Source organism: Lysobacter korlensis (assembly GCF_042434515.1).
Map to the genome: position 1 here is coordinate 157,806 of NZ_JBHLTG010000003.1, position 24,588 is coordinate 182,393.

19 protein-coding genes and 1 tRNA gene are annotated in these 24,588 nt (G+C 69.4%); 8 read left to right on the plus strand and 12 right to left on the minus strand.

Annotated elements, in window-relative coordinates:
* Positions 1-86: 86 nt before the first annotated feature.
* Positions 87-1,247 carry an ATP-binding protein gene (locus ACFFGH_RS13870; RefSeq protein WP_386669207.1) on the plus strand — a complete coding sequence of 387 codons (1,161 nt, stop codon included), beginning with the start codon at positions 87-89 and terminating at the stop codon, positions 1,245-1,247.
* On the opposite strand, the gene ACFFGH_RS13875 is transcribed toward ACFFGH_RS13870, so the two are convergent.
* The 5 genes from ACFFGH_RS13875 to ACFFGH_RS13895 form a co-directional block, all read right to left on the minus strand.
* The gene (locus ACFFGH_RS13875; protein ID WP_386669208.1) at positions 1,244-1,894 is read right to left on the minus strand and encodes a response regulator; all 651 of its coding nucleotides are present in this window, start codon (positions 1,892-1,894) and stop codon (positions 1,244-1,246) included. The two genes, ACFFGH_RS13870 and ACFFGH_RS13875, sit on opposite strands and share 4 nt — an antisense overlap.
* 31 nt (positions 1,895-1,925) lie before the next feature.
* Positions 1,926-2,675, minus strand: coding sequence for a sensor histidine kinase (locus ACFFGH_RS13880; protein ID WP_386669210.1), 750 nt, complete (start codon positions 2,673-2,675; stop codon positions 1,926-1,928).
* A 4-nt stretch (positions 2,676-2,679) separates the two neighbouring features.
* On the minus strand, positions 2,680-5,976 hold the full coding sequence (locus ACFFGH_RS13885) for a protein kinase domain-containing protein (RefSeq protein WP_386669212.1): 3,297 nt from the start codon (positions 5,974-5,976) through the stop codon (positions 2,680-2,682).
* A complete protein-coding gene (locus ACFFGH_RS13890) occupies positions 5,973-6,857 on the minus strand; it encodes an FHA domain-containing protein (RefSeq protein WP_386669214.1) in 885 nt (294 codons plus the stop codon). Before ACFFGH_RS13890 ends, ACFFGH_RS13885 begins: the two co-directional genes overlap by 4 nt.
* Positions 6,858-7,057: 200 nt before the next feature.
* Complete coding sequence (locus tag ACFFGH_RS13895) at positions 7,058-7,897, minus strand: DUF6689 family protein (protein WP_386669215.1); 840 nt, start codon at positions 7,895-7,897, stop codon at positions 7,058-7,060.
* Positions 7,898-8,136: 239 nt separating this feature from the next.
* On the opposite strand from ACFFGH_RS13895, the gene ACFFGH_RS13900 reads away from it, so the two are divergent.
* A complete protein-coding gene (locus ACFFGH_RS13900) occupies positions 8,137-10,641 on the plus strand; it encodes a S8 family peptidase (RefSeq protein WP_386669216.1) in 2,505 nt (834 codons plus the stop codon).
* 228 nt (positions 10,642-10,869) lie between these two features.
* On the opposite strand, the gene ACFFGH_RS13905 is transcribed toward ACFFGH_RS13900, so the two are convergent.
* Positions 10,870-10,945: transfer RNA gene (locus tag ACFFGH_RS13905), tRNA-Phe, on the minus strand.
* A gap of 135 nt (positions 10,946-11,080) precedes the next feature.
* Between ACFFGH_RS13905 and ACFFGH_RS13910 the strand changes: the two genes are divergently transcribed.
* Positions 11,081-11,518 carry a DUF6491 family protein gene (locus ACFFGH_RS13910; protein WP_386669218.1) on the plus strand — a complete coding sequence of 146 codons (438 nt, stop codon included), beginning with the start codon at positions 11,081-11,083 and terminating at the stop codon, positions 11,516-11,518.
* 37 nt (positions 11,519-11,555) lie between these two features.
* Here the strand turns inward: ACFFGH_RS13910 and ACFFGH_RS13915 are convergent, their stop codons facing one another.
* The 4 genes from ACFFGH_RS13915 to ftsY form a co-directional block, all read right to left on the minus strand.
* Positions 11,556-11,828: an oxidative damage protection protein gene (locus tag ACFFGH_RS13915; protein WP_386669220.1), complete on the minus strand. Its 273-nt coding sequence runs from the start codon at positions 11,826-11,828 to the stop codon at positions 11,556-11,558.
* Positions 11,829-11,845: 17 nt separating this feature from the next.
* Positions 11,846-12,952, minus strand: a complete 1,107-nt coding sequence (gene mutY, locus ACFFGH_RS13920) for an A/G-specific adenine glycosylase (protein WP_386669221.1) — start codon at positions 12,950-12,952, stop codon at positions 11,846-11,848.
* Entirely contained in the window at positions 12,942-14,216 is a 1,275-nt protein-coding gene (locus ACFFGH_RS13925; protein ID WP_386669223.1) for an AsmA family protein, read from the minus strand. Before ACFFGH_RS13925 ends, mutY begins: the two co-directional genes overlap by 11 nt.
* A 115-nt stretch (positions 14,217-14,331) precedes the next feature.
* Positions 14,332-15,741 (minus strand): signal recognition particle-docking protein FtsY, encoded by a 1,410-nt coding sequence (ftsY, locus tag ACFFGH_RS13930; protein ID WP_386669225.1) that lies wholly within the window; start codon positions 15,739-15,741, stop codon positions 14,332-14,334.
* A 65-nt stretch (positions 15,742-15,806) separates the two neighbouring features.
* On the opposite strand from ftsY, the gene rsmD reads away from it, so the two are divergent.
* From rsmD to ggt, 5 genes are all read left to right on the plus strand, one after another.
* The gene (gene rsmD, locus ACFFGH_RS13935) at positions 15,807-16,400 is read left to right on the plus strand and encodes a 16S rRNA (guanine(966)-N(2))-methyltransferase RsmD (protein ID WP_386669227.1); all 594 of its coding nucleotides are present in this window, start codon (positions 15,807-15,809) and stop codon (positions 16,398-16,400) included.
* 96 nt (positions 16,401-16,496) lie between these two features.
* The gene (coaD, locus tag ACFFGH_RS13940; protein ID WP_386669229.1) at positions 16,497-16,994 is read left to right on the plus strand and encodes a pantetheine-phosphate adenylyltransferase; all 498 of its coding nucleotides are present in this window, start codon (positions 16,497-16,499) and stop codon (positions 16,992-16,994) included.
* A 166-nt stretch (positions 16,995-17,160) separates the two neighbouring features.
* Positions 17,161-17,661, plus strand: coding sequence for a hypothetical protein (locus ACFFGH_RS13945; RefSeq protein WP_386669231.1), 501 nt, complete (start codon positions 17,161-17,163; stop codon positions 17,659-17,661).
* 226 nt (positions 17,662-17,887) lie between these two features.
* A complete protein-coding gene (locus tag ACFFGH_RS13950; RefSeq protein WP_386669233.1) occupies positions 17,888-18,139 on the plus strand; it encodes a YfhL family 4Fe-4S dicluster ferredoxin in 252 nt (83 codons plus the stop codon).
* Entirely contained in the window at positions 18,139-19,887 is a 1,749-nt protein-coding gene (gene ggt, locus ACFFGH_RS13955; RefSeq protein ID WP_386669235.1) for a gamma-glutamyltransferase, read from the plus strand. Before ACFFGH_RS13950 ends, ggt begins: the two co-directional genes overlap by 1 nt.
* Positions 19,888-20,038: 151 nt before the next feature.
* Here ggt and ACFFGH_RS13960 read toward each other — a convergent pair whose 3' ends face one another.
* Both ACFFGH_RS13960 and ACFFGH_RS13965 read right to left on the minus strand, forming a co-directional pair.
* Entirely contained in the window at positions 20,039-23,164 is a 3,126-nt protein-coding gene (locus tag ACFFGH_RS13960; RefSeq protein ID WP_386669237.1) for an error-prone DNA polymerase, read from the minus strand.
* Complete coding sequence (locus ACFFGH_RS13965) at positions 23,161-24,588, minus strand: Y-family DNA polymerase (protein ID WP_386669239.1); 1,428 nt, start codon at positions 24,586-24,588, stop codon at positions 23,161-23,163. Before ACFFGH_RS13965 ends, ACFFGH_RS13960 begins: the two co-directional genes overlap by 4 nt.

A 24,588-nucleotide genomic window follows, 5' to 3' on the forward strand; every position in this document is an offset into this window, starting at 1 on the left:
CTGGCCGGACCATTCACGTCGGGCTTCGCCGCGAGCGGCGAGACTGCCTGACCTGGCCGGACGTCCGGCCCTGCCAGAGGAGCTTCATGCGCACGCTTGCCCAGTTCCTGCGCTCGCACCGTGAGCAGATCATGCGCGAGTGGGAGCACCGCACGCTCCAGCTGCCGTCATCGCGTGGGCTGCCGCGCGAAGGCCGACGCGATCACATCCCCCAGTTGCTCGATGCGATGGCCGACGCGATCGAGCGCGGCGACACCTCCGCCGTCTCGCTCGAGCAACTGCCGCTGCTGCATGCCGATCACCGGCTGGCGCAGGACTACGGTCTGCGCGAAGTCGTTGCCGAGTACCGCCTGCTGCGCCGAGTCGTGCTCGACGTCTACGCGGCGCACTCGCACGACATGCCCGAAGAGGCACTCTCACGGCTGCCGCCACTGATCATGTTCAACGAGAACATCGACCACGCCGTCACCGATGCGGTCGACCATTACATGATGCAGCGCGAGCGCATGCGCGAGTATTTCGTCGGGATGCTCAGCCACGACCTGCGCGACCCGCTCAACGCGATCGTACTGACGACGGAAATGATGCTGCTGCGCGACGGCCAGGACCCCGGGGACCGGCACGCGCTGGAGCGCATGCGCGCGAACGCGGGACGGATGGCCCGATTGATCGCGGACATGCTCGACGTGACACGCAGCCGCCTCGGTGGTGGCCTGCCGATTACGCCCGGGCCTGCGGACCTGGGCCGGATCGTCTGCGATACCGTTGATGAGCTGTCGAGCGGCCAGCCCGACCGACACCTCGAATGCCTGCTTCCGCCCGACCACGGTGACCTGACCGGTCAGTGGGACGCGATGCGGATCGGGCAGGCGGTGTCGAACCTCGTGGCGAACGCGCTCAAGCACGGCGAGGACCCGATCCGGGTCACGGCGGCCGATCATGGCGATCGCGTCGTGCTCGAAGTGGCGAGCCGCGGCGAGATCCCCGTCGAAATGCAGGCGCGGGTGTTCGAGCCGTTCCAGACGCGCGATGCGAATGCGGGATCAGGGCTGGGGCTCTTCATCGTTTCAGAAATTGCACGCGTCCACGGCGGGCAACTGCGGCTCCTGCCTGACACTCCGGGCGAAACGCACTTCCGGCTGGAGTTGCCGCGCTGCGCGCCGGAGCAGGCAGGTGGCATGCGGGATGCCGCAGTGGCTGCGTCCGCCGTCCGAAGCGCGGGGGCGTCTGCTGCGGGCAGCGCCTAGTCCAGCAGCCCCTTGCGCAGCGCGTAGCGCACGAGTTCGGCGGTGTTGCGCACGCCGATCTTCGCGAGCACGCGGGCGCGATGGTTCTCGGCGGTCTTCGTGCTGATGTCGAGCTGGCGCGCGATTTCCTTCGTGGTCAGCCCCTCGGCGATCAGATGGAACACCTCACGCTCACGTGCGGTCAGCTGACCGTACGGATCGCCGAGATCGCGTTCGGGGTGCTGCAGCTGCTCGGCGAGTGCCTTCGCAGCCTGCGGCCCGAAATAGCCGCGGCCCGCGCCGACGCAACGCACGGCCTCGAGCAGCTCCGATGCGGCGCTGTCCTTGACCATGTATCCGGCCGCACCGACACGCACGGCCTGCAGCACGTACTCGTCCTCCTGGTGCATCGTCAGCACCAGCACACGCGTGTCGGGCAGCGCCTCGTGGAGGCGGCGCACCACCTCGATGCCGTTCAGGCGCGGCATCGCGATGTCGGTGACCACCACGTCGGGCCGCGTTGCAACGGCTTTCTCGATGGTCTCCAGCCCGTCGGACGCCTGCGCGACGACCTGCACGTCGCCGTCGCGCTGCAGCAGGCTGACCAGGCTTTCGCGGACCAGCGTGTGGTCGTCGGCGATCAGAACGCGAACGGTGTTATTGCTCATCCAGCAAAACTGCGCGCCCGGCGCGGTCGCGTCAAGTTCGAGCTGCCGGCACCGGGACCGGTGTCGCGCCGCGCGGCGCCAATGGCACGAGTGCGCGCACGCGCGTGCCTTCGCCCGGAGCCGAGTGAAGCTCCAGCCGGCCGTCGTAGAGGCGCAGGCGCTCGCGCATGCCGCCCAGACCGCTGCCGCCCGACTGCAGTGCGCGCGCCGGCTCGCAGCCGCGGCCGTCATCGGCCACCTGCAACTGCAGCATCCCTTCGCGGGCAACCAGCCGCACGATCACGGTCTGCGCCGCTGCATGCTTGACCGCATTGTTCAGCGCTTCCTGCGCGACGCGGAACAGCAGGGTCTGCAGTTCGCCATCGAGTGGGGGCAGGGGCTGCAGGTCCAGCGTGATGTCCAGGCCGCTCGCCTCGCCAAGGCTGCGCGCCAGCCAGCGCAGCGCGGCCTCGAGGCCAAGGTCGTCGAGGATCGGCGGGCGCAGCAGGCGTGACAGGTTGCGGGTGTCGTCCAGCGTGTCGCTGCACAGCGACATCGCCGCTTCGAGGTGCGCGCGCGCCGGGCCTTCTGCGGGCAGGGCATCGTCGAGTTGCGACAGCCGGTGCTTGAGCGCGGTGAGGTTCTGGCCGACGCCGTCGTGCAGCTCGCGCGCCAGCCGGCGCCGCTCGTCTTCCTGCACGCGCCAGACGGCGCGCCCGAGTCGGCGGAACTCGCGCTCGTTGCGCTGCAGGCGCTCGAGCAGGTCGAAGTATTGCTGGCGCAGGGTGCGCAGTTCGTCCATGGGTCTAGCTTCCTGGGGTAGCCACGGCGGGCTTTGCCGTGGTCGCGTTGGTGGCGTTTGCGCGCGGCAGGTGGCGGCGCAACGTCGCCCTCGCGCGTGCAGCGTGTTCGCGCGCGACGGCCGCACCGTGCGTATCGCCGCTCGCTTCCAGCGCGCGTGCGCCGATGTCGTGCAGTTCGGCCGCGTGCAGGTAGTCGCCCCGCCGCAGGCGCGTGAGCGCATCGCGGTACAGCTCCACCGCGGCCTCGGCCTCGCCGGCTGCAAGCGCCTCACGCATTGCCGCTTCGCTCCAGCGCAGCCGCAGCGCCATGTGGCCCAGCGATGCGAGCGCCGATTCAAGTTCGGCATCTCGCACCCGCGCGGCCCGCTCCAGCGCGACCTGCAACTGCAGATGGCGAACACCCGAGGCCTGCGCAAGCCGTGCGGCCTGCGCGAGTTCGCGGGCCTGCCGGGTCGGATCTCCGGCCTGCGAAGCGAGCCGGGACTGGATCAGCGAGGCAATCGCGCGCTGCTCGGGCGGTGCGTCTTCGAGCAGCGGCGAGAGCTGCGCGAGCAGATCGCGTGCCTGCACGGTGGATCCGGCTGCCAGCAGCGCCTGCACGCGCAGCAGTGCCGCGTCGACCCGGCCGCGTGCATCGCCGCGCTGCTCGAACAGTGCCTCGGCACGCGCGGCGTTGCGCAGCGACACGTCGAGGTGACCCTGCAGCAGTTCGAGTTCGGCGAGGTTGCGCAGGCTTACCGCGGCTTCCTCGTACATCTGGTTGCGCTCGGCCGATTCTAGCGACGCCTGCAACTGGCGCCGCGCTTCGTCCCACTGGCCGCGTGCGATCGCCAGCTGGCCGAGGTTCTGCTGGGTCCGGATCTGGCCCGTGCGGTCGCCGATTGCCTCGTACGCGTTCGTCGACTGCACGAGGTAGGCCTGCGCGTCGTCGTAGGCGCCCAGCTGGTACTGCACGAAGCCGATGTCGTTGAGCGCCTTCGCGATGCCCGCCTTGTGGCCGATCTGCTGCCACAGCTTCAGTGCACGCCTGAACGCGGTCAGCGCGCCGGCGTAGTCGCCGCGCTCTTCGGCCAGCAGACCGAGTTCGTTCTCCACCGCGGCGAGGCCTTCCTGGTCGCCCAGCTCGGCATGCAGCGCGCGCGCCTGCTCGAAGCGCTGGGCCGCCTCGTCGAAGCGCCCGCTCAGCGCCAGCACGTTGCCGAGGTTGCGCAGGCTGGTCGCCAGCCCACGGCGATTGCCGAGCGCCTCGCGCAGCTCGACCGCCTTGCGGAACTGCTCCTCGGCATCGTCGACCTGGCCAAGCCGGTTGTAGCCGATCCCGAGCGCATTGACGGTCTCGGCCTCGCCGAAGCGGTTGCCGCTGCGCTTGTACAGCACCAGCGCGCGAACCAGATGATCGTCGACCGCGCGCTGCGCCTCGCCGTGCAGGATCGAGAACTTGCCGAGTTCGAACCAGGCGCGTGGGTCATTCGGGTCGCGTTCGACGAGCTTCTGCAGGGCCGCGATCGCAGCGGGAAAATCCCCGCCGCCGCCGAGCGCGCGTGCGAGGTTCAGCTCGGCGAACGTGTCGTCGGGCGTCGCCTGCAGTTGTTGCCGCCACTGCGCGGCAGCCGTGGGCGCGTCACCTTCCAGCATCGCGAGTTCGGCCTGCAGCCGGCGTTGCAGCGCGGGTGGCGTATCGGCCGCGCGCAGCCCGCGTTCGAGCGCGTCGAATGCGGCGTCCTGCTCACCGATGGCCGATGCGGCCTCGGCCTGGGCGAGCCAGCCGTATCCGAACTCCGGCGCGGCCGTCGTGGCAGCTGCGAAGCGCTGCAGCGCGTCTGCGGGCCGGTCCTCGCGTCGGGCCTGCAGCCCGGCGCCATAGGCGGTGAGCGCCTCCGCCGACTCCGGGGCCGATAGCGGCGGCAGCGACTCCGTGCCCAGTGCGCGTACCAGCGCCGGCTGCGCAAGCAGGTTGCGCAGCGCGGCAGCCGGGTCTGCGCCTGTTGCCGTCACGGACGCGGGCGCCAGTCCGGTGCGTTGCAACACGGCGGTCGCCACCATGCCGTCAGGCCCCGGCGCCAGGGATACGCGCAAGGCGCGGTCGGCGCCGACGATGCGCTGCAGCGCATCGGGATCGACCTGCGTCGATCCGGTCGGATCGAGCTGCCGCAGCGCCTGGTAGGTGCGGTCCTGATCGACCACCGCGAGCCCCGGCGCTGCGCCCAGTGCTTCGCGCAGCTGCGCCCCGAGCGCGACGCGTTGCGGCGGGTCCAGCAGTTCGGCCGGCGCTTCGAGCGGCAACACGAGCAGCCGGTGCAGCGGTGCGATCGTCGCAACGCCCGGCGCGACTTCGCGCTGGTCGACGATGTACCAGGTACCTGCGCCGAGCAGCGCGATCAGAAGCGCGACCGCTGCCACGATCCAGCCGCGTCGCTGCGGCCGCCACTCCCGCGGCACCTCCCGTCGGTCGATCGCGCGGATCACATCGCCTGCGCTCTGCAGCCGGTGCGCGGGCTGCGGGCGCAGCAGTCGGTCGACAAGTCGGGCGACCCAGGTCGGCGTCTGCGGCTGCAGCTGCGTCACCGGCGGTGGCGTTCGCAGCATGCGCTGGGCCAGGATCTCGGGCACGGTCCCGCCCGCGAACGGCATCGCCCCGGTCAGCATCTCGTAGAGGATCAGCCCGAGCGCGTACAGGTCGCTGCGTGCATCGACCTGCTCGCCGCGGGCCTGCTCGGGAGACAGGTAATCGGGCGTACCGACCACGGCGCCGGACTGCGTCAGGCCGCCAGTTGCGAGCGAACGGGCGACGCCGAAATCGGTGATGTAGGCGCGGCCCTCGCGATCGATCAGCACGTTCGCCGGCTTGAGGTCGCGATGGACCACGCCACGCGCATGCGCCGCCGCAAGGCCTTCGGCGAGTTGGCGCGCGATCGCGATCGCATCGTCGGGCGGCAACGGGCCGTCGCGGTCGATGCGCCGGTCCAGGCCTTCGCCCTCGATCAGGTCCATCGTGATGAACCACTGCCCCTGGTCCTGCGCCAGGTCGTGGATGCGCACCACATGCGGGCTCGACACCTGCCGCGCGGTCAGCAGCTCCTGGCGGAAGCGATCGAACGCGTCGGCACGGCTAGCCAGCTCGGGGCGCAGCAGCTTGAGCGCCACCGGCACGTCGAGCGCGACGTCGCTGGCGCGGTAGACCACGCCCATGCCGCCGATGCCGAGCACCGACTCGATGCGGAAGCGGCCGGCGAGGACGGTGCCTGCGGCGAGCCGCTGCTGGGAGTACAGACCGGTGGCCGTCGCCCCCGGGTCGATCACGCGTCGTCCCCGCCTGCAGGCGCCCGGGCGCGCACGAGCGTGCTCCAGCGTGGGGCGTCGTTGAGCGAGTCGAGCGCACGGCCCGCCAGCAGCCACAGCGTTGCCGTCTCCGCGAATGCCTGCAGCAGTTCAAGGTCGACCGCGGTGATCGGCTCGCCACGGCCCTTGCGGTCGGCATAGACCGCGCCGAGCACCTTGTCGCGGTCCAGCAGTGGCAGGCACACGAGCGATTGCAGCCCGCTTTCGATGATCGACACGCGGTTCGCAAGCCAGGCTTCGGTGCGCACCTGGTTGACCACGACCGGGCGGCGCTCGGCCAGGGTGCGTTCGACCGCACCCACGCTGCCGCGGAACTCTCCACGGCCCAGCGCATCGTCGTCGGTGCCCAGGCTTGCCTTGACGACGTAATCGCCGCCCTGCGCGAGCAGCAGGAAGCCGCGCGTGCATCCCGACAGCTCGAGCACGCCCTGCAGCACATCGTCGAGCATCGAGTCGTATCGGCCGCCCATTGCGACCTGCTGGGTCAGGATCGCCGACCGGGCGCGGCGCTCGTGCTCGCGGCCTCGCAGGGCTTCGGCCTGGCGCGCGTCGAACTGGGCGAATTCGCAGTGCACGTCGCCGAAGCGCAGCCAGCAGTTCGCGGGCAGCTGGAGCTCGCGCACCTGCATGCCGTCGACATGCACCCCGTTCTTGCTGCCCAGATCGCGCAGGCGCCAAGCGCCGTCTTCGAAGGAGAGCTCGGCGTGGGATCGCGAAACCGACGCGTCGTCGAGCACCAGGTCGCAGTCCGCACCGCGCCCGACCCGCAGCCGATCGCCCGCGGACAGCCAGCGCGGCACAGCCGCGGCGTCAGTGGGATAGGCGATCAGTCTGGCTTGCATCGGCCCCATCTTAGTGCGGTCGGGGTTGTTGCGCAGAGAGCGATCTCACGGTCCTCGCCACGTGTCCGGATCACCAGAGCAACGGTAGCGCTATGCGCATCAGGCCAGCTCGATGGTGTTTGCATCGCCATAAACGACACAGCGCCCCGGAGGGCGCTGTGTAGGGCGGGTTCGCGCCGGTGAGCGCGATGCCGGACCGATTACTGGCCGAAGTCGCGCAGGTAGGCCACGCTGAAGCGCAGCGATGCGGCATTGGCGGCGATCTCGCCGGCGTGATTGGTCACGTCGCGGGTGGCGCGCCACTCGTTCGCGATGAAGGCACCACCGCGTTCGTTCGCACGCGTGCGGATCGCATCCGTGTTCGCAATCGCCGTAGCGTAGTCGCCGCTGGCGACGGCCGCCTCGGCACTGTCGAGCAGGTTGGCGAAACCGGCGCGCTCGGCTTCCGGCAGGGCCGCTACGTTCGTCCGCAGGCGGCTGAACTTCTCGCGGATCACGTCACCGGTTGCACGCACGTCGGTCACGATCAGGAACTGCGAGAAACCGCCGTACGAGCTGCGTGCACGCACGCTGCCCTGGGCGATCTCGTCGGTCACGTCGCGGAACGAGCCGTTGAGCGGCGCCTTGAAGACGCGGAACGAGCTGCCGACGGTGTAGGGCAGGGCATGGGTGTGGATCTCCATGCGGCCGGTGTTGCGGAAGCTCAGGCCGCTCTGGGCCGGCGGCTCGATCGTGATGAGCACCGGCAGCCCGGTGGCCGGCTGGGTCAGCAGGCCGGCAGGAAGCCGTGCGAGCAGCGTGGGGTCGGCGAGGTTCACCTTCTCGGCGCTGATGCCGATGCTGGCGGCATTGAGGTTGCTGGCGTCCTGGAACGCGAGCGTGACCTCCGCAAGCGGGGTCGAGCCGGTGCCGATGCGGGCATGGGCGACGTTGCCCGAGGCTTCGACGGAAACCGGCAGCAATTCGGCCGACGCGGTGCCGGCTCCTGCGAGCAGCCCCACGGTGAGCATCAAGGTGGAGATCCAGCGCAGCTTGGTCATGCCGATTTGCCCCTGTAGTCGGTCCGGATGGATCTGGATGTTGGACCCTCCGAGGGTAACGGCCGCGTCAAGGCGCGTCAGCAGGGGAAAACACCCAGCCGCGCTCGTGTTAAGCCCGTGGCCGGGTGCGTGTGGGGGGAATCACCCAGCGCGGGTGAAGGGAAATCACGATGGTGCCGGGCGGGGCGACGGGAGGACCCTCGTCCTATCCCCCTGCTGCGCCTGTTGGAGATGCCCGAATGACCCCACGCCCCGCTTCCCGGAAGACCTTCCGCGTCTGCGCCATTGCTGCCGGCCTGCTCGCCAGCGGCGTCGCGCTGGCCGATGCGCAACTCGACCCGCAACTCGTCGAACGCATGAATGCCGCAACGGCCGCGGACGAGCTGGCGGTCGTGATCACCTACGGCCAGTCCACGCCGGTGAGCGGTGCCCAGGTGCAGGCGTTGAAGTCGATCGGCATCGAGAAGGGCGTGACGATGCGGACGCTCCCGATCGCCGGCGCGCTCGCCACTCCGGCCGAGATCCGCGCGCTGGCCAAGCGCGACGACGTCGTGTCGATCTTCTGGAACGCGCCGCTGCGCTACTTCAACAAGGAGCAGCGCGAGATCTCCGGCGCCGCGCGCGCCGTGCAGAACCCGGCCGACTACGGCCGCGCGATTCCATTCAGCGGGGCCGGTGTGGCAGTGATGGTCAACGACTCGGGCATCGACGCCACGCACGAGGACCTGAAGCTCGGCCGCAACGTGGTCGAGAACGTGCTCGCACCGCAGAACATCCTGGCCGAGATCGCGGCCGAGATTCAGCCGGGCATCGTCCCGATGACCTACCTCGAGGGACAGCCGAACACCGACCTGGGCTCCGGCCACGGCACGCACTGCGCCGGCACGGTCGGCGGCACCGGCCAGCGGTCGGGCGGCCTGTACCGCGGCGCCGCACCCGGCGCGAAGCTCGTCGGCTACGGCTCAGGCGGCGTGCTGTTCATCCTGGATGCGGTCGGCGGCCTCGACTACGCGGCGACCAACCAGTTCAGCTACAGCGCACCGATCCGCGTGACCAGCAACTCCTGGGGCAGCAGCGGCAAGTTCGAACCGCTGAACCCGGTCAACGTCGCCACCTACGAGCTCTACAAGCGCGGCATCGTCAGCGTGTTCGCGGCCGGCAATGACGGTCCGGGCGAAGACACCCACAACCCGTATGCACAGGCCCCGTGGGTGATCTCGGTCGGTGCAGGCGAGAAGGACGGTGTGCTCACCGGTTTCTCCTCGCGCGGCAAGCGTGGTGAAACCGCGACGTTCACGATGCCGGACGGCCGCGCCTGGACCTACATCAACGAGCCGACCGTGGTCGCCACCGGTGTGGACATCGTGTCTACCCGCGCGAACACGGGCGCGCTGCCGCCGCTCGCGGCTGGTCAGGATGCCGAACTCGCGCCGGAGCACTTCCCGTTCTACACGCACTCCAGCGGCACCTCGATGGCGACGCCGCATGTCGCCGGCGTGATCGCGCTGATGCTCGAGGCCAACCCGAACCTCACCCCGGCACAGGTCAAGAGCATCATCGAGCGCACCTCGACCAACATGACCGGCCGCCTGCCCTGGGAAGCCGGCATGGGCCATCTGAACGCCTATGCCGCGGTTGCCGAAGCGGCCGGCGTGCGCACCGGCTTCGGTGCGACGGTCAACGGCCTGCGCGAATTCAGCGCCAATGCGCTGCTCGCGCCGGGCGCCGCTCCCGTGCCGTTCGAAATCTTCTTCAGCCCGGTCGGGACGGTCGAAACGAAGGAGTTCACGGTCGGTCCTGAAGTCGCCTGGGTCAGCGCCCGCGCAACGGTGGACGCGAACACGATCGCGGTCGTGCTGATCGATCCGGATGGCAACCGTTACGGCTCGTCGATCGCGCTGCCGCTGCTGGGCGACACGGTGGTCGCGGGTGCACCGGGCAAGGCCGGTACCTGGAAGGTGACCGTGCGCGGGATCGGCTCGGTGGCCGGTACCGATCTGGATCCGGGCGATGTCACCAACGGCTACGCAGCGCCGGGTTACGTCAACGGCGAAGTCAGCTTCATCAACTCCGGCGGCTACACCGGCATGGGTGACGTCGCGACGCACCCGGCACGCCAGGCGATCGAATTCGCGGTCGCGAACCGCCTCGTTGACGGCTACTCGGACAAGCAGTTCCGCCCCGATCAGAAGATCAAGCGCCGCGAACTCGCGGAGTACCTGCTGATGGGCGCCAGCGTGCGCCAGCACCTGCCGTTCAGTGGCCAATCGAGCTTCAGCGACTTCAAGCCGGGCGATGCCGGGTACGAGTTCGCCGAGTCGGCAGTCGCCCGCGGCGCGCCGCTTCGCGACCTGTCGCAGAGCCATGCCGGCGTGATGGGCACGGTCAACGGCGCATTCCGCCCGGATGACGCGGTCACCCGCGTAAGCCTCGCGTATTCGCTCGTGCAGGCGCTGGCGCTGCAGGACCAGGCCCGCGCATTCGATGGTCAGCTGACCGCGTTCTACGACGGCAAGCGCATCCCGGTCGAGGACGCCGCATCGATCCCCGCCAGCCTGCGCGGCTATGTGCAGCTGGCGCTCGATCACGGCCTGATCAACGCGCGCTTCGCGGTGGTGCAGGGGCCCTATGACCTGCAGCCGACGCTGAAGGCCTACTTCGACCCGGGCAAGGCCGTCACACGCGCAGCCTATGCAGTCGCCGCCGGCCGCTACCAGACGTTCTATCAGACCGCCGAGGACTGACGGCGAGGAACACGGATGTAGGTGGTTCTTGGGAAGCCCGGGTCATGCCCGGGCTTTTTTTTGAGCCCAAGGCGATCACGCAACCGGCGCACACGGAGCGCTGATCGATACCGAGTTGGGCGGGCTGCGGGTTGCAGCCGCTCGCTGCGGCCGTACCAGACGCGCAAAAAGAAAAAGGCCGCGAGCATTCGCGGCCTTTTCTTCTTCATCACACGGTGCCATTAGAAATGGTGGCCGGGGAGGGAATCGAACCCCCGACACGGGGATTTTCAATCCCCTGCTCTACCAACTGAGCTACCCGGCCGCATCACGGCGTGCCGTGTGAGGTGCGCGATGATACGGGCGGCTGCGGCCGGTGGCAAGCTTGAGTCGTGCTTATCGCGCGTGCATCGCTCCAGCTGGACGTTTGCCGCGTCATCGGCCATTCGAGGACCTACGCATGAAAACCCTGACCGCTGCGCTCGCCGTTGTGCTGCTGGCTTCCGGCTGTGCCAGCGACGCCCGCCTTCGCGCTGCTGACCGCCTTACGCTGTACCGCCAGCACGCGGGCGAGCCGGTCCAGAGCTTCCGTTATGTCGGCTCGATCAACGGTTGGACCCCGCTCGGCGATTCGGCGCTCGCGGTCTGGACGCGGCCGAGCCAGGCGTACCTGCTGACGCTCAACGGAAGTTGCCCGGACCTGGAGTTCGCAACCGCGATCTCAGTGACGAGCCAGTTCCGCACGGTCTACGCGCGGTTCGATCGGGTGATTCCGCAATCGTCGGTGGGGTTCACGATCCCGTGCCCGATCCACGAGATCAGGCCGCTGGACATGGCGGCGATCCGCGAGGCCCAGCGCGAAATGAGGTCGGAAGTGCGCGAAGCGCCGCGGGAATGACGCGGCCGGCGCAGCGTGCGCGCTGCACCGCCTGCAGTTATTCGGCCGGCGGAACGTAACCGGCCGGCTTCTCGGTACCGCCGCCGAACAGGAACTTCTCCATCTCCTGCTCGAGGAATGCGCGGTGCTTCGGGTCCATCGGCGAGAGCCGATTTTCGTTGATCAGCATGGTCTGGTGCGCCAGCCATGCGGCCCAGGCGTTCTTGCCGATGCCGGCATAGACCCGCTTGCCCAGTTCGCCCGGCCATGGCACGAAGTCCAGACCGTCGGTTTGCTGTTTCTCGTATTCGCAGTGAACGGTGCGGGGCATGGCGGGCCTCTAGGCAGTCAGGATTCGAGCAGTCTGCGCACGGGGGCGGGGATGCCGAGGTCGGCAAGCTCGCCACGCGATACCCAGCGCAGGGCTTCATTGTCGGCTACGTGAGGCCGTAGCGATGCGTTGCGCCAACGCAGCGGCAGCAGATCGAGCCGGTAGTGGCTGAAGGCATGCGCGACGCTTGGCAGCACCTCGGCGCTGGCTGCAGGCGCGTCGACATGGGTGCGCAACCACGCGTCGACCGCGGCGCTGTCGGCGTCGAGCTGCGGCAACGACCACAGCGATGCCCAGATACCGACCGGCGGGCGCCGCTCGAGCAGCACGCGCCCCTCGGCGTCTTCAAGCCAGAGCACATGCGCATGCCGCTGCGGCAGTAGTTTGCCGGGGCGCGGCGTCGGCAGCTCCGCGACGCGTCCTTCAAGACGCGCGACGCAGATGTCCTGCAGCGGGCAGAGCATGCAGGCCGGATTCGAACGCGTGCACACGGTCGCGCCGAGGTCCATCTGCGCCTGCGTGTAATCGGCCATGCGGGCGGGGGTGAGCAAGGGATCGTCGACATGGCGCTCCGCGATCGCCCACAGGCGCTTTTCGACCGCGGGCAGTCCCGGCCAGCCTTCGATGCCGTGCACGCGCGCGAGCACCCGTTTGACGTTGCCGTCGAGGATCGCGTGGCGGTCGCCCCAGACCTGCGACAGGATGGCCGCGGCGGTGCTGCGGCCGATGCCGGGCAGGGCGATCAGCGCGTCGGGATCGCGCGGCAGTTCGCCATCGTGCTCGGCGACGCAGTGCCGCGCGGCGGCGTGCAGGTTGCGGGCACGCGCGTAGTAGCCCAGGCCCGACCACAGCGCGAGAACGCGGTCCTGCGGCGCGGCTGCAAGCGCGGGCAGATCGGGCAGGGCGGTGACGAAGCGCTCGAAGAACGGCGCCGCGGTCTTGACCTGCGTCTGCTGCAGCATGATCTCCGACAGCCACACACGGTACGGCGTGCGCGGGTTCTGCCACGGCAGGTCGTGGCGACCGCCACTGGCGTGCCATCGCAGCAACCGGCCTGCGAACGACTCGCACGGCGGCTGTGCAGCCCGCTGGCCGGCGGATGTGGGAACCGGGTCAGTCGTCATCGGTGGCAGTGCCGTCGGCGGCGTCAGATGCGGGCGCATCAGGTGCTTCGATTTCGATCTCCACGCCCTCGAGCGTTGCGCCAGCAATCTGCATCTCCGGCGTCTGCATGCGGCCGGTGAGCGGCGGCAGCGGCGATCCTTGATCACGGTGCTCGAGCCAATCGAGGATCAGCGGCAACCGGAAGTCGGTGTCGATCGTCGTGGCTCGGTGTTCGAGCTGCAGCGACGTCGCGCCCGACAGATCCCCCGGCCCGTTGTAGGCAAGCGCGAACGGAACCGGCGTCTGTGGTTTTCCGATCGGCGCCGGCAGCGCGGGCCACGCCTGTGGCCACCGCGCCAGTGCGCCCTGCAGATCAAGGCCAAGGCCGCTTTTCCACTCGATTCGCCCACCCGCGTCGAGTTGCGGCACCGCCCCGGTTCCGCGCAGCGCGACGCCGGCAGGCTGCAGCGAAACGCCCGCCTGCGCGAACCGCAAATTGCCGGCGAGGCCGAAAACAAACGGTGTGGTGGAGCTGCCCGAGCGGTGCTGCGCATCGGCTCCGAGCTTCAGTCCATCGATGCCCGGTACCCGTGCATCCAAACGCAGCTGGCCCGCCGCCTGAACCTGCATCGGCAACTGCCAGTCGCGGCTTTGCACCGCCACGGTGCCGCGCGCTTCGGCGCTGGCATCGCGCGCAGGCTGCGACAGCGCGATGGCCAGATCGAACGGCACGCGCAGCGCGTCGGTTTCGATACGGCCTTCGAGGTTGCCGCGCACCGGGCGCTGCGGGTGCAGTCGCGGCAGGTCGAGCGCGATGTCCCGCACGCGCCAGCCATCGCCGACCAGCTGGCCACTTCGCACCTGCAGCCCATCGGTGAGCGTCGGCACTCGGATCTCGCCCGACGGCGGACGCGTCGCCTGCCATCGCCGCAGCGCCTGCAGATCGAGCACCGGCCCGTCGATCTCGACCCGGTCAGCGGTCAGGTCGCCGCCTCGTGCCTGCACGGTCGACCACGGCAGCGAAAGCGCGATGCGCCGCGCGCTGAGCAGTGGATCGGATGCGCCCGGCTGGCGGGCGACGAGGTCGCGTACGACGAGGCGCGGGCCGCCACGCAGGCGGTACTCGCTGATGCCGGACGCGTTGATCTCCAGGCCCAGCGCATTGCCGATCCGGTCAACCAGCGCACCTGTCAGGCGCTGCGGTCGTGATGCCCAGTGCACTGCGCCTGCGAGGAGCACCAGCAGTACCGCCACAACGAGCAGCAACCGGCGCCTGCGGCTCATCGGCAACCCGCAGCGGATCCGTCATGACCTGCACGCACTACGAGCAAGCATGCGCCTGCACACGCGCGAGCCCGGCAAGCCGTCGCGCATCGACACGCAACGCCGCCGGGGCGCATCAGGCGCCGAGCGCCTCCGGCAGCAGCGCATCCACGAAGGCCTCGGCATCGAACACGCGCAGATCCTCGGGCCGTTCGCCGATGCCCGCGAAACGGATCGGGATGCCGAACTCGCGTGCAAGCGCGAACACCACGCCGCCCTTGGCGGTGCCGTCGAGTTTGGTGACCACCAGGCCGGTCACGCCGACCGCGGCATTGAACTGGCGCAGCTGGCTCAGCGCGTTCTGGCCGGTCGTGCCGTCGATCACCAGCAGCACTTCGTGCGGCGCATCGGCATCGAGCTTCTGGATCACGCGCTTGATCTTGCCGAGTTCGGCCATCAGTCCCTGCTGTGTATGCAGGCGGCCTGCGGTGTCGGTGATCAGCACTTCGGTGCCGCGCGCCTTGGCCGCCTGCAGTGCGTCGTACGCGACCGATGCGGCATCCGCATTCTGGCCCTGCGCGATCACTGGCACGCCGTTGCGATCGCCCCATGCCTGCAGCTGGGCAACGGCCGCGGCGCGGAACGTATCGCCCGCGGCCAGCATCAGCGTGCGGTTTTCGTCCTTGAAGCGGCGCGCGAGCTTGCCGATCGTCGTGGTCTTGCCGACTCCGTTGACGCCGACGGTGAGCAGTACGAACGGCCGCGTCGCGGGATCGATCTGCAGCGGCACGGCAACCGGGCGCAGCATGCCGATCAGATCGCTGCGCAGCGCGAGCAGCAGCTCGCGCGAGTCGGCGAATTCACGACCTTTCATGCGGCGACGCAGGCTGTCGACGAGGTCGGTCGTGGCGGAAACACCGACGTCCGCGGTGATCAGCGCGGTTTCGATCTCGTCGAGCAGGTCGTCGTCGAGGCGCGGGTTGCGCGAGAACAGGCCGCCGAGGCTACGTGCGAACACGCTGCCGCCGAGCCGCTCGCGCCAGACGGCCTTGGTGGCCGCTGTGTCGGCGGCGATCTGCTCGGGGGTGCGGAACTCGAGCTTGGAAAAATCCGGGATCGGCGGCGGTGCAGGCCGCGGCGGGGCCGTCGGCTGCGGGGTGGGCGCGACAGGCTCCGCCGCGCGGGCGACCGCTTCGGCCGCTTCGATCGGAAGCCCGGCCGGCGCCGTCGCGGCCCGCGCGTCGACGATGGGCGCGACGACCTCGGGTGGCAGCGGCGCCGACATCGGCGGATGCGGCTGGCTCGCTTCGAGCAGCGCCTGCGCGGCGCTCTCGTCCAGGCCGGCCGCGGGGCGTTGCCCAGCATCGGCTTCGCGGACGGGAGCGTCTGCAACGTGCCCGGCATCGACGCGGGCCGGCGCTGCCGGAGCGTCGGCTGCGGGAGCCGGCGTGGAGGTCGACGGAAACGCGGCAGCGAGTTCCTCGGTGCTGTAGCGGCGTTCGCTCGTCGGCGTTTCGGGCTTTTTACGTCGGAAAAAACTGACCATCGGAAGGCAGGCGGCCGAATGCGCGAGAATGGTCACATGCTAGCACCGGCCCCTCCCGTCTCCTGATGCAACGACCCTCCCGCCCGGCTGCGTCGCGCGCGGCCCCGTCCGCAGGCAAGGTGCGACTGATCGGTGGCCGCTGGCGCGGCACCAAGCTTGCGGTGCCCGATGTCGCCGGCCTGCGGCCCACTTCGGACCGCGTGCGCGAGACGCTGTTCAACTGGCTGATGCCGGTGCTGCCCGGTGCCAGCGTGCTCGATCTGTTTGCCGGCAGCGGAGCGCTCGGGCTGGAAGCGCTGTCGCGCGGCGCAGCACGTGCAGTGCTGGTCGAACGCGATGCCGGGCTGGCCGCGGCGATGCGCGAAACGACGGCGCGTCTCGACGGCGGCGAGGCGGCGACGGTCGTGCAGTCCGACGCGTTGGCCTGGCTCGGCGCCCAGCCCGACGCCCAGTTCGACATCGCGTTCGTGGATCCACCGTTCGCGGCGGGACTCTGGAGCGCGGCGCTGGAAGCGCTGTCCCCGAAGCTGCGTGCGCAGGGATGGCTCTATGTCGAATCGCCACCGGACGCGCACTGGGCCCTGCCCGCGGGGTGGCAGCTGCACCGCGAGGGACGGACGCGCGAGGTGCGTTACGCGCTGTTGCGACGCGATGCGTAGCGGTTTGTTATAGAGCGGCGTCCGCGTCTGGCGGCCGCGCTTGCGCTGTTACACTGCCGGCGACGCGGCCGGAACCGCCGCTTTTCGTGACCCGACATGAGCCCGGCCCGCCACCGCATCGCCGTTTATCCCGGTACGTTCGACCCGATCACGAATGGTCATGTCGACCTCGTCGACCGGGCCGCGAAGCTGTTCGATCGGCTGATCCTCGGCGTCGCCGAAAGCCCGGGCAAAGGCCCAGCGCTGCCGCTCGATCTGCGTGTCGAGCTTGCACGCAAGGCGGTCGCGCATCACCCGCATGTCGAAGTGCGCGGCTTCAATTCGCTGCTTGCGCATTTCGTCGCCGAGGTCGGTGCCGGCGTGCTGCTGCGCGGCCTGCGCGCGGTGTCCGACTTCGAGTACGAGTTCCAGCTGGCCAGCATGAACCGGCATCTGATTCCCGACGTGGAGACGCTGTTCCTCACGCCGGCCGAGCAGTACGGTTTTATTTCATCGTCGCTGGTGCGCGAGATCGCGCGGCTCGGTGGCGATGTTTCCGGCTTCGTGCCGGCCGCGGTTACCGCCGCGCTGCAGACGCACTGGCGCCGCGGCTGAGCCCACACGCCGCCCGATCATGTCGGGCGATGCCTGAACCGGGCTCGGCCGTTCACCGTAGAATGGCCCGGCACTGCGGCACCATGCCGCGTCCTGCAGCGCAGCTTGAGCGCTGCGCAGGAACCGCTTCCGCAGTCCCACTCCAACCAAGCCAATGGGGAACCCCATGAACAAGTCCACCCGCGCGCTGCTGATCGCCTGCCTCGCACTGCCGTTCGTCGCCGCCTGCCAGAAGGAAGAAGCACAGCAGGAGCAGGCCGCCGTCGAGCAGGCGCCGCTGACCGCGCCGACCACCGATGACGAGAACGCCTGGGGCGAGTATCTGGTCGAGGTCGTGAAGCGCAACATGGAAGGCGTCGTCTCCAGCCCGTACCTCTACACGCTGCCGGCCGAGACGTCCCCGGACTTCCAGGGCTTCTACGACCGCCAGCTCGAGAAGGCACAGCTCGACATCCAGCGCGGCATCGTCGAAGGCAACCTGCTCGCCTACGGCGGCCCGTCGTCGAACAAGACGGCCGACCTCGTGATCGCCGCGTTCCAGAAGGCGCAGCCGGGTTCGATGAAGGGCGTGAAGGTGCTGTTCATCGGCAAGGCGGAAGACAACGAGCGCGTGCAGGCAGCCGTTGCGCCGGCCGGCGTCGATTACAAGTTCGTCGAAGCCAAGTAATTCGCATCGCCGCGCATCGCGGCCTTGCTGCTTTGCTGGACCGGCGCGGTCGAGGCTGCGCCGGTCCTGCAGTTGCATCGCCCTGCCGTTGCGGCAGCGGCATGACAGCATTCCAGTACGACTGCGTGCACATCGCGGCGACCATGCAAGACTCCAGACGCTGCGCCGTGAATCCGGCGACCTGCGCTACCGAGGAGCACGGCGGCCTCACGCCGCTGACGATGCAATGTCCCTGAAGATCAACGACCTCTGCGTGAACTGCGACGTCTGCGAGCCGGCCTGTCCGAACCAGGCGATCTCGCAGGGCGAGTCGATCTACATCATCGATCCGGCGCGCTGCACCGAATGCGTCGGCCACTTCGACGAGCCGCAATGTGTCGTCGTGTGCCCGGTCGAATGCATCGATCCGGATCCGCAGTTCCCCGAAAACACCGAGCAGCTGTTGGCGAAGCTGGCAAGGCTGCAGGAGCAGGGCTGATGCGACATTTCGCGCGTTCGATCATCACGGCTACCCTGCTGGCGGCCGCCGGACTCAATGCCTCATTCGCAGCGCCCGCACCGCCGGCCGCAACCTCGGCCGCGGCGCCGGGGAAGATGCAGGCCGCAACTCCCCCGGGCGCCGCGATCGCAAGCGCGCATACGCTCGCGACGCAGGCCGGCATGCAGATGATCCGCGAAGGCGGCAATGCATTCGATGCGGCGGTGGCGGTGTCGGCAATGCTGTCGGTCGTCGAGCCGATCAGCTCGGGCATCGGCGGTGGTGGATTCTTCCTGCTGCACGACGCGAAAACCGGTCGTGACGTATTCGTCGATGCGCGCGAGATCGCACCCGAGTCCGCCACGCCCGAGGCCTACCTCGACGAGAAGGGCGAGCTCAACCGCGATCGCGCGACGAATGGACCGTGGTCGGCCGGTATCCCGGGCCTGCCTGCAGCGCTGGTGCACCTGAGCGAGAAGTACGGCCGCCTGCCGCTGTCGAAGACGCTGGCACCGGCGATCCGCGTCGCGCGCGAGGGGTTCGAGGTGTATCCCCGGCTCGAGAAGGGCTACGGCGGGCGGCGCGCAGTGATGGAGCGCTATCGCGGCACGCGCGAAGTGTTCCTGGCCGATGGCACGCCGCCGGTCACTGGCGAGACGCTGCGCCAGCCCGACCTGGCCCGCACGCTGGAGCGGCTTGCAGCGCAGGGTTTCGATGGCTTCTACCGTGGCGATGTCGCGCGCAAGCTGCTGGCCGCAGTCAAGGAAGAGGGCGGACGCTGGAAGGCCGAGGAGCTGGCTGGCTACCGCGTGCGCGAGCGCGAGCCGCTTCGGTTCGAATACCGCGACTGGGTGATCACGACCGCGCCGCCGCCGTCCTCGGGGGGCGTGGCGCTGGCCGAGATGCTGCAGATGCTCGAGGGCTGGGACCTGGCCAAGCTCGAGCCCGCCAAGCGCACGCACCTGGCGGTCGAGGCGATGCGCCGTGCGTACCGCGACCGCACGATCTTCCTCGGCGACCCGGACTTCGTGAAGGTGCCGGTCGAACGCCTGACCAGCCCCGCGTACGCGGCCGGCTGGCGCGCGTCGATCCATCCGGAAAAGGCGCTGCCGAGCGAACTGCTGTCCGGCCAGCCGGCACCGCTCGAGGACGAGGAAACCACGCATTTCTCGATCATCGATTCCGAGGGCAACCGGGTCTCGGCCACGCAGACGATCAACCTGATCTACGGCTCGGGCATGGTCGCGCCGGGCACGGGCGTACTGCTCAACAACGAGATGGATGACTTCGCGCTCAAGCCGGGCACGCCGAACGCATTCGGTGTGATGGGTTTCGAGGCGAATGCGCCGAAGCCGGGCAAGCGCATGTTGAGCTCGATGACGCCGAGCTGGATCGAATCCGATGCAAAGCTCGCGGTGCTCGGTGCGCCGGGTGGCAGCCGCATCATCACCCAGGTGCTGCTTGCGATTCTGGCGTACGACACAGGGCTGACAGCGCAGCAGGTCGCGGCGCTGCCGCGCATCCATCACCAGTGGCTGCCGGACGTGATCTCGGCTGAGCCCGGCGCGCTCGGGCCGGAAGTCATCGCTGCACTCAAGGCGATGGGCCACACGGTCAACGCCGGTGAGAGCACCTGGGGCAACCTGCAGACGGTCGCCTGGGACAAAGCGTCGGGCGAGTTGACCGGTGGCACCGATCCGCGCAATCCGGTCGGAAGTGCGCTGGTGTTGATGCGGCCGGAGCGCTGAAGCAGCCGGCGGGCCGTGACGCGGGCGAGGGTGCCGATTACGACGCGAGGGCGCGTTGTGCGCCGCGATGCGGGCAGACGGCGCCGCCGCTGCCCCGGGCCATGCCGAAGAACGCGCCGCAGCCTGCACGAGCGTGCAGCGGCGTCGGTGCTCAGTGGAAATCGCGCGAGTGCATCGCCAGGCCCGGCAGCAGGGCGCCGAGGTCCTCGAAACGGTGCGCGATCACGTGCTGCACGCCTTCGACACGTTCGAGGCGGCCATCGACCTTGAGCAGGCGCGATTCCACCACCTCGCGTCGCTGGCGGTCGGCGACTGCGCGCCAGACCACGACGTTGAACAGGCCGTCCTCGTCCTCGAGCGTGAGGAAGGTGACGCCACTGGCAGTGCCCGGGCGCTGGCGCAGAGTGACCAGGCCGGCCACCTGCACGCGGCGGCCATGCGGCAGCCGGGCCAGCTGCGATGAACGCATGCAGCGGCGTGCATGCAACGTGCTGCGGATCTGCGCGAGCGGATGCCGGCCCAGCGTGGTGCCGGTGAGCGCGTAATCGGCCAGCAGGTCCTCGCCGACGCTTGGCAACGGCAGGTCCGGCTTGTCCTCGGCGATTGCCACGCCGGCGAGCAGCGGCAGCTGTGCCTCGACACCGACGACCGCCCAGCGCGCGCGGTGGCGATGGCCCGCCAGCGCCTTCAGGGCGCCGGAATCGGCCAGCAGGCTGCGTGCCTTCGCATCCAGTCCGGCGCGCACGACCAGATCATCGATGCCCTCGAACGGTTCGCGGTCGCGCGCGCGGCTGATGCGGTTCGCGCTGGCTTCGTCGAATCCCTTGACCAGCCGCAGCCCCATGCGGATCGCATAGCGCGCAGTGCGTTCGTCGCCTTCGACCGATGGGCCGGGTCGGCTGCGCGGGTCGGGCTCCAGCGTGCAGTTCCAGTCGCTGAAGCGCACGTCGACCGGGCGCACCGCGATGCCATGCCGGCGCGCGTCCTGCAGCAGTTGGTCGGCCGAATAGAAGCCCATCGGCATCGAATTGATCACGCTGGCCGCGAACACCGCCGGGTAACGGCACTTGAGCCAGCAGCTCACGTAAGTGACCAGCGCAAAGCTCGCCGCATGCGACTCGGGAAACCCGTAACTGCCGAAGCCCTTGATCTGTTCGAACAGGCGCTCGGCGAACTCCTGCGTGTAGCCGCGTTCGAGCATGCCGTCGAGCAGCCGCTTGCGGTGCGGCTCCAGCCCGCCGTGGCGCTTCCATGCGGCCATCGAGCGACGCAGTGCATCGGCCTCGCCCGGGGTGAAGCCGGCTGCCCTGATCGCGATCTGCATCACCTGTTCCTGGAACAGCGGCACGCCGAGCGTACGCTTGAAGATCTCCTCAAGCTCCCGGCTCGGGTAGGTGATCGGCTCCTGCCCGCGTCGGCGGCGCAGGTAGGGATGCACCATGTCGCCCTGGATCGGGCCCGGGCGCACGATCGCGACCTGGATCACCAGGTCGTAGAAACACGCGGGCTGCATGCGCGGCAGCATCGCCATCTGCGCGCGCGATTCGATCTGGAACACGCCGATCGTGTCGGCGCGGCCGATCATCGCGTAGGTCGGCGCATCGTCGGCCGGAATAGTCGCCATCGACCACTGGCCGTGACCGAGGCGCGCCAGGGATTCGAACGTCTTGCGCACCGCGGTCAGCATGCCCAGCGCGAGGCAGTCGACCTTGAGGATGCCGAGCGCATCGAGATCGTCCTTGTCCCACTGCACGATCGTGCGCTCGTCCATCGCCGCGTTCTCGACCGGGACGATGCCTTCCAGGCTGTGCTCGCTGATCACGAAGCCGCCGGGATGCTGCGAGAGATGACGCGGAAACCCGGTGAGCTCGCCCGCAAGCTCCATGATCTGCCGCAGCAGCGGCGAGGCCGCCTCGAATCCGCGCTCGTTGATGCGCTCGTCCGGCACTTCGCCGCTGCTCCAGCGGTCGGCTGCCTTCGTCAGCTCGTCGATCGAATCGACCGGCAGGCCGAACACGCGCGCGACGTCGCGAATCGCGCCGCGCGTGCGGTAGTGGCTGACCACCGCGGTGAGCGCGGCACGCGCGCGGCCGTAGCGCGAGAACACGTACTGCAGCACTTCCTCGCGGCGCTCGTGTTCGAAATCGACGTCGATGTCGGGCGCCTCCTTGCGCTCCTTCGAGATGAAGCGCTCGAACAGCAGCTCCATGCGCGCCGGGTCGACTTCGGTGATGCCGAGTGCGAAGCAGACCGCCGAGTTCGCCGCCGAACCGCGGCCCTGGCAGAGGATGCCGCGTGATCGCGCGAACTCGACGATGTCGTGCACGGTCAGGAAGTAGGGCTCGTAGCCGAGATCGGCGATCACCGAAAGCTCGTGCTCGATCGAGGCGCGCACCTTGTCCGCGCAACCGTCCGGCCAGCGCCTGCGGATGCCGGTCTCGGTCAGTGTGCGCAGCCAGCTGGTCGGCGTGTGCGCGGCCGGCACCAGTTCGCGCGGGTATTCGTAGCGGATCGCCTTGAGGTCGAAGCGGCAGCGTTCGGCAATGCGCACGGTCTCGGCCAGCAGCTCGCGCGGATAGATCGCGGCGAGCGCCTGGCGGATGCGCAGGTGGCGCTCGCCGTTCGGAAACAATCGTTCGCCGGCATCGGCCAGCGTGGTGTGGTGGCGCACGCAGGCCAGCACGTCCTGCAGGCGGCGGCGTGCACGCACGTGCATGTGCACGTCGCCGCTGGCCACGAGTGGCAGCCCGTACCGTGTTCCCAGTTCGCGCAGCCGCTGCAGGCGCTCCGCATCGTCCACACCACGATGCAGTTCGACCGCGATCCACGTGCGTGACGGAAATCGTGCATGCAGCCACGTGGCATGCGCCTCAAAGTCCTCGTCGAACGAAGGCAGCCACAGCGCCAGCAGGCCCTCGCAGCCGGCTTCGATATCCCTGCGAAGCAGGCGGTATTCGCCTTTCGATGCGCGCCGCCGCGCCGTGGTGATCATCCGGCACAGCGCTTCGTAGCCGGCCTTGTGTTCGACCAGCAGCACGAGTTTCGGCCCGTCGCCGACCGGCATCTCGCTGCCGACGATCAGCGGCACGCCGGTGTCGCGTGCGGCCTCCCATGCGCGCACGATGCCGGCCAGCGAGCATTCGTCAGTGATCGCGAGCGCGCGGTAACCGATCGTTGCTGCACGCGCGAACAGCTCGCGCGCGGTCGATGCGCCACGCTGGAAACTGAAGGCCGACAGACAATGCAGCTCGGCGTACTCCGGCAGTGGCTCACTCATGCGAACCAGCCGTGCACCATCAGCGGCCCGTGCCGGCCGGCGTCGCAGAACACCCAGGCCAGGCGGCCGCGCACGGTTTCGACGAGGTAGTAGTCGCGGCGGATGTCGAAGCCATCCCACCAGCCCGATTCGATCCGCTCGGGCCCGGCCACGATGGTCGCGACGTCGTGATCCAGCGGCTGCGGTTCGCGCAGCAGCCAGCCGGGGCGGCTTCCGGCCGGCGTCAGCAGCAACTGCGGGGCAGGGCGACGTGACTGCACGGCCTGTGCGCGCCATGCGCGCTCGGGACGATGGTCGGGGTGGTGTTCGAGCGTGAGCACCGACTCGTCTCCCAGCCGTGCGCGCAGGCGTTCGCGTAGTTGCGCCCAGGGCAGGCCCTGCTGCGGCCGCGTATCGAACAGGTCGCGCCGCTCCGGCACGAATGCGGGCAACGCGTCGGCGCGCAATCCGAAACCGATCACCGGGGCCGGTATCTGTGCCTGTTCCAGTCGGCCGCGTGCGAGTTCGAACAGCATCGTTGCTTCGCGCTCGGGTGCCAGCAGGCCGACCACGACTTCGCTTGCCGGGCGGCGCTCGTGCTCGAGCACCAGCACGAACCGCGCAACGCCGCCGTCGCGTGCGCGCAGGTGCGCGCCGAGGTCCGCAGTCAGCCGGCGCAGCGGAAACAGCAGCGCCTGGCTGGATTCGACTTCGTAGCCCAGTTCGATGCGGGCCTGGAACACATCCGCAGGCCGGTAGCACGCCAGCGGTTCGTCGATCAGCCCGCTCAGGCGATCGAGGTGGCGCAGCGCCTCCGCACCACACCGCCTGCCGAGCGCGGCCCTGGATTGCGCAAGCACCGCACGCAGGTCGTGCAGGCCCATGCGACGCAGCGTCTGCACGACATCGTGCGCAAGTCCCGAGCGCTCGACCGGCACGCGGTGCAGCATCGAAGGCAAGCCATCGTGGTCGACCGAAAGCCCATCACGCACACGGGCCAGCACATGGGCCGCCCACGGATTCGGCGCGGCGGCCAGCCGGTGGCTGAAGCCCATCGCCTGCAGCTCGGCGCGCAGCTGCGGCTCGAGCGTCGGCCAGTCACCGAACAGGCGCCGGCTGCGCCCGATTTCGAGCACCACCGCATGCGCGAATGCGAGGCTGACCTGCGAGCTGTAGCCGTAGGCCCAGCCTGCGAGCAGTTCGCGTGCCTGCTCGACCCCGGATTCGTCGTGGTCGATGCGGTCGAAGCCATCGGCGATCGCCTGTGCGGTCGCCCACGGTTGTCCCGGATGCAGGCCCAACGCGCGTGCGGCCTCGTTGGCCGAATGCACCACGCGGCGCAGTGCCGGTCCGGTCAATAGGACGAGCGGACGCTGCGGGTCGGGGCGCGTGCGCAGGACGACGTCCAGCGCCAGTCGTGGCAGCAGCAGGCAGGCCCAACGCAT